Origin of the sequence: Mesorhizobium sp. B2-2-4 (assembly GCF_006442375.1) — a bacterium.
GTDB lineage: Bacteria > Pseudomonadota > Alphaproteobacteria > Rhizobiales > Rhizobiaceae > Mesorhizobium.
Window position 1 is genome coordinate 95,791 of record NZ_VFWB01000007.1, and the last position, 15,190, is coordinate 110,980.

Consider the following 15,190-nt stretch of genomic DNA (forward strand, 5'->3'; position numbering starts at 1 on the left):
ATCCTGGCTTATGATGACAATAGCACTTGCGGTGCTTTTTAATATGTATATACATAACCGCCATCCTTTCAAAGGGAAAATATGATGGCTGGAGAAAGCAGAGGCCGGGCGGCGGCGGTTCGCATATGGCGCAATGCGCGCCTGGCGACTTTTGCCGAAGGGGCAGCAGGGCAGGGCGTCGTCGAAAAGGGCGCCGTCGCCGCGCGTGACGGCACCATCGTCTATGCCGGCGCCGAAGCCGATATTCCGGCGGCGTTCGAGCAGCGTGCCGAGATCGTCGATTGCGAGGGCCGCTGGATCACGCCCGGCCTGATCGACTGCCACACCCATCTCGTCCATGCCGGCGACCGCGCCAACGAGTTCGAGATGCGGCTGGCAGGCGCCACCTATGAGGAGGTCGCCAAGGCCGGCGGCGGCATCGTCTCGTCGGTCAGGGCCTTGCGTGCCGCGGGTGAGGACGAACTGGTCGCTCAGACACTGCCGCGTCTGGATGCGCTGATCGCCGAGGGTGCTACCACCGTCGAGGTCAAGTCCGGCTATGGCCTTGACCTGGAAAACGAGAAAAAGTCGCTGCGCGCGGCGCGCCGCCTGGGCGCCGAGCGCCCGGTGACGATCCGCACGACCTTTCTCGGCGCCCATGCCTTGCCGCCGGAAGCCAAGGGCGACAAGGACGCCTTTATCGATCTCATGGCCGCCACGATCCTGCCGGCCATCGCTGCCGACGGGCTTGCCGACGCCGTCGATGGTTTCTGCGAAGGCATCGCGTTTTCGGTCGAGCAGATGGCACGGGTCTTCGAAGCCGCAAAGGCGCTTGGCCTGCCGGTAAAGCTCCATGCCGACCAATTGTCGAACCTGCATGGCGCCGAGCTTGCCGCGCGCTATGGCGCGCTGTCGGCAGATCATCTCGAATACACCGATGAGGCAGGCGCGGCGGCAATGGCTGCATCGGGCAGCGTGGCGACGATCCTGCCCGGCGCTTACTATTTTATTCGCGAGACGAAGAAACCTCCGATCGAATTATTCCGCAGGCATGACGTCAGGATGGCCGTCGCCACCGACAACAATCCCGGCACCTCGCCGCTGACGTCGTTGCTGCTGACCATGAACATGGCGGCGACCTTGTTCGGCATGACGGTCGATGAATGCCTCGCGGGCGTGACCCGCGAAGCCGCCCGCGCACTGGGTCTGCTCGGACAGACCGGCACGCTGGAGGCGGGCAAATCCGCCGATCTAGCGATCTGGAGCATCGAGCGCCCTGCCGAACTCGTCTACCGCATGGGCTTCAACCCCTTGCACGCGCGCATCTGGAGAGGACAATGACCGAACTCGTACTGAAACCCGGCAACGTGACCCTGGCCGACTGGCGCGCCATCTATCGCGGCGCCGTGCCCAGGCTCGACGATGCCTGCCGGCCAAAGATCAAGGCGAGTGCGGAGGCTGTCGCACGCATCGTCGCCAAGGGCGAGCCGGTCTATGGCATCAACACCGGTTTCGGCAAACTGGCCAGCGTCCGCATTCCTGCCCAGGATCTCGAAACGCTTCAGCGTAACATCGTGCTCTCGCACGCCGCCGGCGTCGGCGAGCCGATGCCGGTCGCTGTTTGCAGGCTGATGATGGCCTTGAAGCTTGCCAGCCTGGCGCAGGGCGCCTCCGGCGTGCGGTCGCGCACCATCGAGCTGCTGGAAGCGATGCTGGCCAACGATGTCATCCCGGTGGTGCCGGCGCAAGGTTCGGTCGGCGCCTCCGGCGACCTCGCGCCGCTGTCACACATGACGGCCGTGATGATCGGCGTCGGCGAATGCTTCACCCCGCATGGCCGCTTCCCGGCCAAGGTCGCCTTCGTGTCGCATGGGCTGGAGCCTGTCATCCTTGGCGCCAAGGAAGGGCTGGCGCTGCTTAACGGCACGCAATTCTCGACCGCCTACGCGCTGGCGGCCCTGTTCGAGGCCGAGGTTCTCTACCAGTCGGCACTGGTCGCGGGTGCATTGTCCACCGACGCAGCGAGGGGCTCGGACGCCCCCTTCGATCCGCGCATCCATCTCTTGAGAAGGCATCGCGGCCAGATCGAGACGGCGGATGCGCTGCGCAATCTGATAGCCGGCAGCGCCATCCGCGAATCGCACCGCGTCGGCGACGAACGCGTACAGGATCCCTATTGCCTGCGCTGCCAGCCGCAGGTGATGGGGGCGGCCCTCGACGTGTTGCGCAAGGCGGCCGACACGCTCGGCACGGAAGCCAATGGCGTCACCGACAATCCCTTGATCTTCGCCGAGGACGACACGGCCTTGTCGGGCGGCAATTTCCATGCCGAACCGGTGGCTTTCGCCGCCGACATGATCGCACTCGCCGTCTGCGAGATCGGCTCGCTGTCGGAGCGTCGCATTGCCATGCTGGTCGACCCGGCGCTGTCGGGCATGCCGGCCTTTTTGACGCCGAAGCCGGGCCTGAATTCCGGCTTCATGATCCCGCAGGTGACAGCGGCGGCGCTGGTTTCCGAAAACAAGCAGAAGGCCTACCCCGCAAGCGTCGATTCGATCCCGACCTCGGCCAACCAGGAGGATCACGTTTCGATGGCCGCGCACGGTGCGCGCCGGCTGATCGGCATGGTCGAGAACGCCACGGCCGTCATCGGCATCGAGTTGCTGGCCGCGACCCAGGGCTGCGATTTCCACGCGCCGCTCGCTTCCAGCGCCGCACTCGAAGCGGTGCGCAAAATGGTCAGGGCCGAGGTGCCGCATCTCGACAACGACCGGCATTTCCATCCCGACATGGAGAAAGCCATCGCCATGGTGCGCAGCGGTGGGGCGGTGAAGGCGGCGAGCGCCGTGGCACTGCCGGGGATTGCCTCATGAGAGTGCTTGGCATGATAGGTCGCGTTCCTTCGCACCCCAGCCGTAGAGCTCCAAATTGCGGAGATCTCGGATGACACCTCCTTGGCTGACGGTAAAACAAGGCACCGCACCGCTGCTGGTTTCCATGCCGCACACCGGCATCGATCTCGCCGGTCTGGACAACCGGCTGGTCTCGAGCTGGCTTGGCCAGCGCGACTGCGACTGGTGGATCGACAAGCTCTATGATTTCGCCGCAGGTCTTGGCGCCACCGTCGTGCACACCGCCATCTCGCGCACCGTCATCGACGTCAATCGCGATCCGTCCGGCGCCTCGCTCTACCCTGGTCAGGCGACGACCGGGCTGTGCCCGACCGAAACCTTCGACGGCGATCCGCTCTACCGTACAGGCGAGGAACCGGGGCCGTCGGAAATCGACGAGCGCCGCCGAAAATTCTTCATGCCCTATCATGCCGCGCTCCAGGCCGAGATCGACCGGCTGCGCGGATTGCATGGCAAAATCGTCCTCTATGACTGCCACTCGATCCGCTCTGTGCTGCCGCGCCTGTTCGATGGCACGCTGCCGGTCTTCAATCTCGGCACCAATGACGGCAAGAGCACGGATCCGGCGCTGCAGGAAAAGGTCGCCGGGATCCTGGCCGAGACCGGCGAGACCTTCGTGGTCAATGGCCGCTTCAAGGGCGGGTGGATCACGCGCCATTTCGGCCAGCCGCAAAACGGCGTCCATGCGCTGCAGATGGAACTGTCCAACCGCGGCTACATGCGAGAGCCCGAAGGCAAGGGCGCGCCCGACAACTGGCCGGTGCCTTACGACGCCGCCTTCGCCGCGCCGATCCGCGCCACGCTGACATCCATCCTCGAGACCGCGATTTCGTGGGTCGAGAGCTGACGCCTCGCCGCACTCATCTGAAAGGGAAGTGACGACATGACCGATCCTCGCCACAACATCCGCGAAGTGCGCAGCCCCCGCGGCAACAAGCTCAATGCCAGGTATTGGACGACCGAAGCGCCGCTGCGCATGCTGATGAACAATCTCGATCCCGATGTCGCCGAAAATCCCAACGAACTGGTCGTCTATGGCGGCATCGGCCGGGCCGCGCGCACCTGGAACGATTTCGACCGCATCGCCGCTTCGCTGAAGACGCTTGGCGAGGACGAGACGCTGCTGGTGCAGTCCGGCAAGCCGGTCGGCGTCTTCCGCACCCATCCCGACGCGCCGCGCGTTTTGATCGCCAACTCCAATCTGGTGCCGCATTGGGCGACCTGGGAGAAATTCAACGAGCTCGATAGGAAAGGCCTGATGATGTACGGCCAGATGACGGCCGGCTCGTGGATCTATATCGGCACGCAAGGCATCGTGCAGGGCACCTACGAGACCTTCGTCGAGGCCGGCCGCCAGCACTATGGCGGCGATCTCAGGGGCAAATGGATCCTGACTGGCGGCCTCGGCGGCATGGGGGGCGCCCAGCCTCTCGCGGCCGTCATGGCCGGCGCCTGCTGCCTGGCCGTCGAATGCGATCCCGACCGCATCGATTTCCGGCTGCGCACCCGCTATGTCGACGAGCGTGCCGATACGCTTGACGAGGCGCTGGAGAAGATCGCGCGCTGGACCAGGGCGGGCGAGGCGAAGTCGGTCGGCCTGGTCGGCAACACCGCCGATATCGTGCCCGAGCTGGTGCGGCGCGGCGTGCGCCCCGATATGGTCACCGACCAGACTTCGGCGCACGATCCGTTGAACGGCTATCTGCCCAAGGGCTGGACGCTGGCCGAGTGGCGCGAGAAGCGCACGTCCGACCCGAAAGCAGTCGAGAAAGCCGCCCGCGCCTCGATGCGCGAGCATGTCGAGGCGATGGTGGCCTTCTGGAACGCCGGCGTGCCGACGCTCGACTACGGCAACAACATCCGCCAGGTCGCCAAGGAAGAAGGCTTCGAGAACGCCTTTGCCTTTCCCGGTTTCGTGCCGGCCTATATCCGCCCGCTGTTCTGCCGCGGCATCGGCCCGTTCCGCTGGGCGGCCCTTTCCGGCGACCCGCAGGACATCTACAAGACCGACGCCAAGGTGCGCGAACTGACGCCCGGCAACACCCATTTGCACAACTGGCTGGACATGGCGCGCGAGCGCATCGCCTTCCAGGGCTTGCCGGCGCGCATCTGCTGGGTCGGCCTCGGCGACCGCCACCGGCTGGGCCTCGCCTTCAACGAGATGGTCGCCAAAGGCGAACTCAAGGCGCCTGTCGTCATCGGCCGCGACCATCTCGATTCCGGCTCGGTCGCCTCGCCGAACCGCGAGACAGAGGCGATGAAGGACGGCTCGGATGCTGTTTCCGACTGGCCGCTGCTCAACGCTCTGCTCAACACGGCATCGGGCGCTACCTGGGTGTCGCTGCACCATGGCGGCGGTGTCGGCATGGGCTTTTCCCAGCATGCAGGCATGGTCATCGTCGCGGACGGCACGCCTGAGGCAGCCAGGCGCCTGGAGCGGGTGCTGTGGAATGATCCGGCGACCGGCGTCATGAGGCACGCCGACGCCGGCTACGACATCGCCATCGACTGCGCCAGGGAACATCAGCTCAATTTGCCCGGCATTCTGGGATAACAGGCCGACCGATGCGCGTCCTGCGGGCAGCCGAATACAAATCGATGCCATGGAAGAACGGCGGCGGCGTGACGACGGAAATCGCCGTCTCGCCGGCCGATGCCGGGCTCGACGCCTTCGACTGGCGTGTCTCGATGGCGCGCGTCGAGAGCGGAGGGCCGTTCTCCAGCTTTGCCGGCATCGACCGCACGCTGTCGGTGCTGGAGGGCGAGGGGATCGTTCTTGATGTCGCCGGCCAGCCGCCGGCGCGCCTGACCGCCGCTTCAGCCCCGCTTTCCTTTCCGGCCGACCGGCCGACCGGTGCCGAACTGATCGCCGGCCCGATCACCGATCTCAACGTAATGACCCGTCGCGGCCGCATGAGGCATTCCGTCGAACGCCTCGTAATCTCGAACCCTTTGGAAATCGGAACTGAAAGCCGGGCGACCCTCGTCCTGTGTCTGGGTGGGGAAGTCGTGGTTGCCGCCGCTGAGCCTGTTCGCCTTGGCCACCTCGACGCGCTCCTGACTGCCTCAGCCACAACTGGCCTGCGCATCCAGCCGATCGACGACACGACAGTATTCGTGGTCCGGATCGATGGCATTCGAGCCAACGATTAACGCTTGTTTCCAAACATGATCGCGATGCCGGCGAAATATAGGGTAAGCTCCAGCCGGGATCACGAAAAAGCCTGAATCCTTTCCGTCGATCGGTCTCGGCGGGAGTGAGAGGCGTTCGTCTTTGAAACGGTCGAAAAGACGATGCCTTGTCGTGGTGCGGAAACAATTTTCGGCAAAAGCTGGGCATGCAACCAATTGCATTTGAATCGGTTTTAGGGCCATTGCCGTGGCGGTGACGCCGCTGAGTGCCCGCTTACGGAATTTTCAATGAATATTCAGACGAATCCAGCACAAATCGAAAAGACCAGCGCGAGCTTCCCGCCCATCACGGAAGAACCGATAAGATCCATTTTCCTGCCGGAGGAACGCCTTCGGCTGCTCGGTGAAAGCCTGGCCAAGGGCGATCTCGCGGATCTGTTCGGCCTGACGCCATTCGATTTCCAGGCCCGCATCCGCGACAGCGCCAAGAAGATCCTCGAAGTCTACCGTTCGACCAACGCCGCGCAGGCGAGGGGCGAGACCATCACGCCCGCGGCGCAATGGCTGCTCGACAACAACTATCTGGTCGAGGAAACCATTTTCCAGGTCAAGCGCGACCTGCCGCGCCGCTTCTATCGTCAACTGCCGACGCTGAAGCTGCCGGACGGCGGCGGCGTGCCGCGCGCGCTGGCGCTGGCCTGGACTTATGTGGCGCATTCCGACAGTTCCGTCTCCGCGACCATGTTCAAGGCCATCGTCCAGGGCTTCCAGTCGGTCGAGCCACTGAAGATCGGCGAACTCTGGGCGCTGCCGTCGCTGTTGCGCTTCGTTCTGATCGAAAATCTTCGCCGCCTTGCGGTCAGGGTCAACCGCACCCGGCAGATGCGCCAGATCGCCAATGATGTCGCCGACAAGGTGCTGGCGACCGACGATACCCGCGACCGGCAAGCGATCCTGGCCAATTTCAGCGCGCACGCCCAGGACACCACCTTTGCCACGCAACTGCTCTACCGCTTGCGCGACGGCTCGCAGAATGCAGGCAAGGCGCTGGAGTGGCTGGAAGGCGAACTCGAGAAGACCGGCTCGGACGCTGAGGAAATCATCATTTCCGAGCATCATACGCTGTCCAGCGGCAATGTGACGACCGGCAACATCATACGCGGCCTGCGTCTCATCAACGATATCGACTGGACGGTGTGGTTCGAGGGCGTCAGCCGTATCGACACGGTGCTGCGCGAGCGCACCGACTTCGCCGCGCTCGATTTCTTCTCGCGTGACCAGTACCGGACCGCGATCGAAGAGCTGGCCCGCCGCTCGAATCTGTCGGAATATCGCGTCGCCGAAAAGGCGATCGAACTGGCCGGCCAGATCACCAACGAAATTGCATCCGCCGCCGACGGCGCAGATGGCCTTGCGGCTCCTTTAGCGCACACGGATGTCGGTTTTTTCCTTGTCGGGCCACGCCGGCTGGAGCTGGAAAAGGCGATCGGCTACCGACCGACCGTCAGTCAGACCGTCAAGCGCACCTTTGCCAAGACCGGATGGCTGGGCATCGTCCTGCCGGTCTTTGCGCTGACCGTGCTGCTTCTGGTGGTTTCCGGCAATGCCCTTGCCAATCTCGGCCTGTCTGTGCCTTCGATCGTCTTGATGCTGGCGCTATTTGCCGTGCCGGCCAGCGAAGGCGCGCTCGCTTTCTTCAATACCGTTGTCTCGCTGTTCCTCAAGCCGACGCGCCTTATCGGCTATGACTACAGGCACGGCGTGCCGTCCGAGGCACGCACGCTGGTGGTGGTGCCGTCGCTGATCGGCTCGCGCGACGACGTCGAGGAAAACATCCGCAACATCGAAGTGCACTACCTCGCCAATCTGGCGGACGAGATCCACTTCGCCCTGCTGTCGGACTGGCCCGACAGCAAGACCGAGATCGACGCGGCCGACACCGAGATTCTCGAATTCGCCCGTGACGAGATCGCCCGCCTCAACGCCCGCTATCCCGCCGAAGGCGCGCCGCGCTTCTATCTCCTGCACCGGCGCCGGCTCTATAATGCCGCGCAGGGATGCTGGATGGGCTGGGAGCGCAAGCGCGGCAAGCTGCACGAGCTTGACCTGCTGCTGCGCGGCGACAGCGACACCACCTTCCTGCCGCTCGATGTGCCGCTGCCGGAAAAAGTCGTTCACGTAATGACGCTCGACGCCGACACGCGCACCACCCGCGATGCGGTCGCTACGCTTGTCGGCAAGCTCTGCCACCCGCTCAACCGCCCGCATTTCGATGCCACCAGGCGCGTCGTCACCTCGGGCTACACGATCCTGCAGCCACGCATCACCGCTTCGCTGACCAGTGGCGACGAGGCGTCGTTCTTCCAACGGGTCTTCTCGGCCAATCGCGGCCTCGATCCTTATGTCTTTGCGGTGTCCGACCTGTACCAGGACGTCTTCGGCGACGGTTCCTTCACCGGCAAGGGCCTCTACCACGTCGATGCCTTCGAGGCCGCGTTGCAGGGCCGCATCGAGGAAAACACCATCCTCAGCCACGATCTGCTCGAAGGCGCGCTGGCGCGTTCGGCGCTCGTCACCGACGTCGAATTGGTCGAGGATTACCCGACCCGCTATTCGGTCGATGCCTCGCGCCACCATCGCTGGGCGCGCGGCGATTGGCAGCTCCTGGGCTTCATCCTCGATCCGCGCTCCGGCGTCCCGGCACTGTCGCGCTGGAAGATGGTCGACAATCTGCGCCGCTCCCTGACGCCGATCTTCTGGGTGATGGCGGCGATCGCCGGCTGGACGCTGCTGCCCTTCACGCAGGCAGCACAATGGCAGGCATTGCTGATCCTCAGCCTGTTCATGGCGCCCACTTTCGACGTCGTCAACGCCATACTGCCCAAGAGCGGTGACCAGACGCCGCGCGGCCATTTCTCCGCACTGGCGCGCGACGTCGCCTTCGGCACCGCCATGGTGGCCTTGAAGATCGTGCTGATGGCGCATAACGCCTGGATGATGGGCGACGCCATCGTGCGCACGCTCTACCGGCTGTTCGTCTCCCGGCAGAACCTGCTGGAATGGCGCACCGCCTCGCAGGCGCACAAGGCCGGCGACAACGATCTCGGCTCCTACTACGGCATGATGTACGGCGCCGTGATCATCGGCTTCGTCGGCCTCGCCATTCCGGTGCTGGCCGATTCCACCGGCGCCTTCGTCGCCTTTTTCTTCGCTCTGTTCTGGATCGGCTCCCCGGCGATCGCCAGCTGGATCAGCCGTTCGGCCGAGACCGAGGACCGGCTGCGCATATCGCAGGCCGACATCCATGCGCTGCGCACGGTGGCGCGCCGCACCTGGCACTATTTCGAAACCTTCGTCACGGCCGAGCATCATCATCTGCCGCCGGACAATTTCCAGGAGAGCCCGGCGCCAGTGGTCGCGCCGCGCACCTCGCCGACCAACATCGGCGTCTATCTCCTGTCGGTCGTCTCGGCCCGCGATTTCGGTTGGATCAGCCTGTCCGATGCCATCACCCGCATCGATGCCACCATGACGACCATCGAGAGCATGCCGCGCAACCGCGGCCATCTCTTCAACTGGTACGACACCACCACACTGAAGCCGCTCTATCCGCTCTACATCTCGGCTGTCGACAGCGGCAATCTCGCCGGCCATCTGGTGGCGGTGGCGGCGGCCTGCGCCGAATGGGCCGAGGCGCCGTCCGTTCATCTCCAGGGCGATTTCGAGGGCATCCTCGACACAGTGACCATCCTCGGCGAGAGCCTGGATGAGCTGCCCGACGACCGCCGTCAGCTGCGTCCCTTGCGCCAGCGTCTGGCCGACCGCCTCGACGGCATGCGGCGCGCCGTCGACACCATCAAGGCGCAGCCGGAAATGGCCTCGATCCGCACCATCAATTTGGCTGTGCTGGCCGGCGAGATCCGCAAGCTCGCCACCGCCATCCACACCGAGGCGGCATCGCCACAGAGCGATGTCATCGTCGACTGGGCGGCCAGGCTCGAAGCCACCTGCGAGGCGCATGTCCACGACGCCCACAGCGACGACAACGCCGTAGAGGCGCTGCGTGCCAAGCTGCTCACCCTGCGCGAGCGCACGCGCCGCTTCGCCTTCGAGATGGAGTTCTCGTTCCTGATGCGGCCGGAGCGCAAGCTGCTGTCGATCGGCTACCGGGTCGAGGAGCACCAGCTCGACGAGAGCTGCTACGATCTTCTGGCCTCCGAGGCGCGGCTGACCAGCCTGTTCGCCATCGCAAAGGGCGACCTGCCGACTGAGCACTGGTTCCGGCTTGGCCGGCCGATCGTCGAGATCGGCTTCCAGGGCGCGCTGATGTCCTGGTCCGGCTCGATGTTCGAGTATCTGATGCCGCCGCTGGTGATGAAGGAACCGCAAGGTTCGATTCTCAACCAGACCAGCAAGCTGATCATCAAGCGCCAGATCCAGTATGGCCGTCAGAAGAATGTGCCCTGGGGCATTTCGGAAGCGGCCTACAATGCCCGCGACCGCGAGCTGACCTACCAGTACACCAATTTCGGCGTGCCCGGTCTCGGGCTGAAGCGCGGCCTTGGCCAGAACACGGTGATCGCGCCTTACGCCACCGTGCTGGCCGCGCAGTTCAACCCGCGCGAAGCGGTGCAGAACCTAGCGCGACTGCGGGAGCTCGGCGCGCTTGGCCGCCATGGTTACTACGACGCGGTCGATTTCACGCCGCAGCGCGTGCCGGAAGGCACCGATCACGTCGTCGTGCAGAACTACATGGCCCACCATTCCGGTATGTCGATCGCGGCGGTCGCCGATGCCATTTTCGAGGGTCGCCTGCGCGACCGTTTTCACAGCGATCCGGTCATCGAGTCGGCCGAACTTCTGCTCCAGGAGAGGGCGCCGCGCGACATCCCGACTGCGACCGTCAGAACCGAGGCGGACGAACGGGCGAAGGACGAGACCGAAACCGAGAGTCCCGACACCCGCATCGTGCTCGATCCTGTGCGGGCACTGCGTTCGACCAACGTGATGTCGAACGGCCGCTATTCGGTGATGGTCACCGCGACAGGCTCCGGCTACAGCCGGTGGGGCGATCTGTCCGTCACGCGCTGGCAGCCGGATCCGACCGAGGACCGGCTCGGCTCCTACATCTTCTTGCGCGACGCAGGCAGTGGCGACTGGTGGTCGGCGACGGCGGAGCCCAAGCGCGCGGCCGAGGAGCGCACCCAGACGCTGTTCTCCGACGACAAGGCGAGCTTCGTCAAACTGGTCGGCACGCTGCGCTCCGAGGTCGAATGCATCGTCATCTCGGAAGGCAATGGCGAAGGCCGCCGCGTGACGCTGTTCAACGAGGGACCGACCGACCGTCACATCGAAGTGACCTCCTTCGCCGAGCTGGTGCTGGGCCTGGAGGTATCCGACAATGCCCATCCCGCCTTCTCGAAAATGTTCGTGGAGACCGAAATTGCCCCCAATAATGGGGCGATCTTCGCCACGCGGCGCAAGCGCGAGACCAGCGAGCCAGACGTGACGATGGTGCATTTCGTCACCGACCCGTCCGGTCCGGCGCGCGACGCCGAAGCCGAGACCGACAGGCGCGCCTTCATCGGCCGCGGCCGCACCATCGTCGACGCTGCGGCGTTCGATCCAGGCGCTCGGCTTGGCGGCCATTCCGGCTTCACCCTCGATCCCGTCGCCTCGCTGCGCCGCCAGGTGCGCGTGCCCGCCAACAAGAAGATATCGCTGACCTTCTGGACCGTCGTCGGTTCCAACCGCGCGGAGCTGGAGGAGGCCATTGCCCGGCTCGACCACCCGGAGAGCTTTGCCCGACAGGCAATGCTTGCCTGGACGCGCAGCCAGGTGCAGACCCGGCATCTCGGCCTCAGCCTGGCCGACGCCGCCAACGTACAGAAGCTGGCGCGCTATCTGATCTATCCCGATCCATTCCTGCGCCTGCCGGCCGAATCCATCGCTTCGGGACTGGGCAAGCAGTCGAGCCTGTGGCCGACCAGCATCTCCGGCGATTTCCCGATCTTCCTGGTCAGGATCGGCGACGTCGCCGATCTCGAAATCGTCGCCCAGGCGCTCCGTTTCCAGGAGTACATGCGCACCCGTGGCATGATGATCGATTTCGTCGTCGTCAACGAACAGGCGTCCTCCTATGTGCAGGACCTGCAGCGAGCAGTCGAATCCCTGTGCGAGAACAGCCGCTTGCGCGGCAAGGAGCTCGGACCGCGCCAGCACATATTCGCCGTGCGCCGCGACCTGATGGACGAGACCACCTACAAGACGCTGCTTGCGGTTGCCCGCGTGGTTCTGCACACGCGCAACGGCACCATCTTCGATCAGATCGAGCGGGCCGAAGTGGCCGCCTTGCAGGCGCGCGATGCCCAGCAGCCGGCGGCATTGCCCGAATTGGGGCCTATGACGCATTCCTTTGGCTCGCAGGCCCTGGCGGCGGACGGGCACGGGCTCAGCCAATGGAACGGGTTCGGTGGTTTCGAGGGCGACGGGCGGCATTATGTCGTGCGCCTGGCCGGCCGCAGCACCACGCCCCAACCCTGGATCAATGTTATTTCCAATGCCTCGTTCGGCTTCCACGTCTCCGCCGAAGGCGCTGCCTTCACCTGGAGCCGCAACAGCCGCGATTACCAACTGACGCCGTGGTCGAACGATCCGGTTTCGAACCGGCCCGGTGAGGGCATCTATATCTATGATCACGCCAGTGGCCGGGCATTCTCGCCGCTCGCCGCCGTGGTGCGCGATCCGTCGATGACTTACGAGACGTGGCACGGCCAAGGGTTCTCCACCTTCCGGTCGAAGCGCGGCTCATTGTCGATGGACCTTACCCATGTCGTCGACCCTGTCGACCCGGTGAAGATTTCCCGCCTGCGCATCCAGAATACCGGCCCGGCGCCGGCCAGGCTGCGCGTCTATGCCTATGCCGAATGGGTGCTGGGCGGACATCGCTCGCGCACGGCGGCGACCATCGTTCCGTCGCGCGATGCCGCCACCGGCGCCTTGCTGGCACAGAACCCCTACGGGCTCGATTTCGGGGAGCGCGTCGCCTTCCTCGCCGCCGATGACGGCGTGCATTCGGTGACAGCAGACCGGACTGAATTCCTGGGCCGGCACGGCACCAGCGAGTTTCCGCAGGCGGTGCTGAGCGGCGCGGGACTGTCAGGCCGCGTGGAGGCCGGCGACGATCCCTGCGCTGCAATCGCCCGCGACATCGATGTTCCGGCCGGCGGCGACGTCACGCTGTTCTGGCTGCTCGGGGACGCCGGCTCGGCCGCGGAAGCGAGCGCCCTGGTGCGCAAGCATCGGGGCAGGGATTTCGACCAGCATCTGGCCGACAACGAGCGCGAGTGGCGCGGCTTCCTCGACACCATTCAGGTCGAAACGCCGGACAAGGCGCTCGACGCCATGGTCAACCACTGGCTGCCCTACCAGAGCCTCGCCTGCCGCATCCGCGCCCGCTCTGCCTTCTATCAGGCCAGTGGCGCCTTCGGCTTCCGCGACCAGTTGCAGGACACGCTGGCTCTGCTGGCGCACGATCCCAAACTGGCGCGAGACCAGATCCTCAACGCGGCGCGTCGGCAGTTCCCTGAAGGCGACGTGCAGCATTGGTGGCTGCCGCGCACCGGGGCGGGTGTGCGTACGCTGATCTCCGACGACGTGGTCTGGCTGGCCCATGCCACCGCGCGCTACCTGCTGGTGACGGGTGACGCCACCATCCTGAAGGAGCAGCTGCCCTTCATCGATGGACAGCCGCTCGGCGAGGGCGAGCACGATGCTTTCTTCACGCCCGAAATTTCGAAAAAGACGGCGTCCCTTTACGAGCATTGCGCGCGTGCGCTCGATCTTGCCATTGCGCGCAGCAGTCCCGCCGGGCTGCCGCTGATCCTCGGCGGCGACTGGAATGACGGCATGAACCGCGTCGGCGAGCAAGGCAAGGGCGAGAGCGTCTGGCTCGGATGGTTCCTGCTGCGGACGCTGGGCGACTTCGCCGCCGTGGCCAAGACGGAGGGTGATGCCAAGCACGCGCAGGCCTGGGCAAAGCATGCCGACGCGCTGAAACGCGCGCTGGAGAGCACGGCGTGGGACGGCGAATGGTATCGGCGCGGCAGTTTTGACGATGGCACGCCGCTCGGTTCGCGCTCATCCCAGGAGTGCAGGATCGACTCCATCGCCCAGTCCTGGAGCGTGCTCTCGGGCGAGGGCGATCCGGCGCGTTCGACGACGGCGATGCAGCAGGCGACCAAGCTGCTCGTCGACGACGAACTCAAGATCCTCAAGCTGTTCACGCCGCCCTTTTCGAAGACGAAGAAGGATCCGGGCTACATCAAGAGCTACCCGCCGGGCGTTCGCGAGAATGGCGGCCAGTACACCCATGCCGCCACCTGGTTCGTCATCGCGCTGGCCGAAATGGGGCTGAACGACGAGGCCTATCGCTGCTTCTCGATGCTGAACCCGGTCAACCACGCATTGGACGAGGCCTCGGCCGAGCGTTACCGCGTCGAGCCCTACGTGGTTGCGGCCGATATCTACGCCGGCGACGGCAATGCCAGCGACAACAAGGGCGGCCGCGGTGGCTGGACGTGGTACACGGGCTCGGCGGGCTGGCTGTACCGGGCGGCGGTCGAAGGCATTCTCGGCATCGAGCGGCGTGGAAAGCAGATCACGTTTAGGCCGAAACTGCCCAGCCATTGGGATGGCTACGCCGCCACGCTCAAAATGCTGGGGGCCGAAGTCACGGTGCGTGTCGTCCGCGACAAAAAGACCAAGTCGATCTCGCTTGAAGTTGATGGTTCGAAGACGAAATCCGCGTCTTTCCAACCGAAGGCTGGTAGCAAGGTCGAAGTTGTCGTGAAGATACCCTCGTAAAATCAACAGCTTCAACCCTGTCCCGCGCATCCTCCGGAATGCGCGGGATAGTCTTTTGTCTATTTGCAGATCTCCGCTTGGGCAGCCGGCGGATCCGGTCGGGCCATGCCGGGCAAGATCGCCGTGATTAAAAATGTGGCAGCGCTCAGCGGCTGCCATGATTTTGCCGCAAGGCTGACATTTCACCTTTTATCTCAACCCGTTAGGTGATCACGTGAGATTTCGCATCGTCGTCATCTTTTGTTCGCTAAACGGGAACGGAAGGGATAGACGGGCATTGTTTTGCGACGCGTTAACCGATA

At 64.7% G+C, this 15,190-nt stretch carries 6 protein-coding genes; all 6 read left to right on the forward strand.

Annotated features, from left to right (window positions below; all coding sequences use genetic code 11):
• Positions 1-84: 84 nt before the first annotated feature.
• The 6 genes from hutI (at position 85) to FJ959_RS19080 (ending at position 14,888) form a co-directional block, all read left to right on the forward strand.
• Entirely contained in the window at positions 85-1,320 is a 1,236-nt protein-coding gene (hutI, locus tag FJ959_RS19055; RefSeq protein ID WP_140631501.1) for an imidazolonepropionase, read from the forward strand.
• Entirely contained in the window at positions 1,317-2,852 is a 1,536-nt protein-coding gene (hutH, locus tag FJ959_RS19060) for a histidine ammonia-lyase (RefSeq protein WP_140631504.1), read from the forward strand. The genes hutI and hutH overlap by 4 nt, the downstream gene beginning before the upstream one ends.
• Positions 2,853-2,922: 70 nt before the next feature.
• Complete coding sequence (gene hutG, locus FJ959_RS19065; protein WP_140494141.1) at positions 2,923-3,738, forward strand: N-formylglutamate deformylase; 816 nt, start codon at positions 2,923-2,925, stop codon at positions 3,736-3,738.
• 36 nt (positions 3,739-3,774) lie between these two features.
• Positions 3,775-5,445 carry a urocanate hydratase gene (gene hutU, locus FJ959_RS19070; protein ID WP_140631507.1) on the forward strand — a complete coding sequence of 557 codons (1,671 nt, stop codon included), beginning with the start codon at positions 3,775-3,777 and terminating at the stop codon, positions 5,443-5,445.
• A gap of 11 nt (positions 5,446-5,456) precedes the next feature.
• A complete protein-coding gene (locus FJ959_RS19075; RefSeq protein ID WP_140583760.1) occupies positions 5,457-6,044 on the forward strand; it encodes a HutD family protein in 588 nt (195 codons plus the stop codon).
• 267 nt (positions 6,045-6,311) lie between these two features.
• Positions 6,312-14,888, forward strand: a complete 8,577-nt coding sequence (locus FJ959_RS19080) for a glucoamylase family protein (protein ID WP_140631510.1) — start codon at positions 6,312-6,314, stop codon at positions 14,886-14,888.
• Positions 14,889-15,190: the final 302 nt, after the last annotated feature.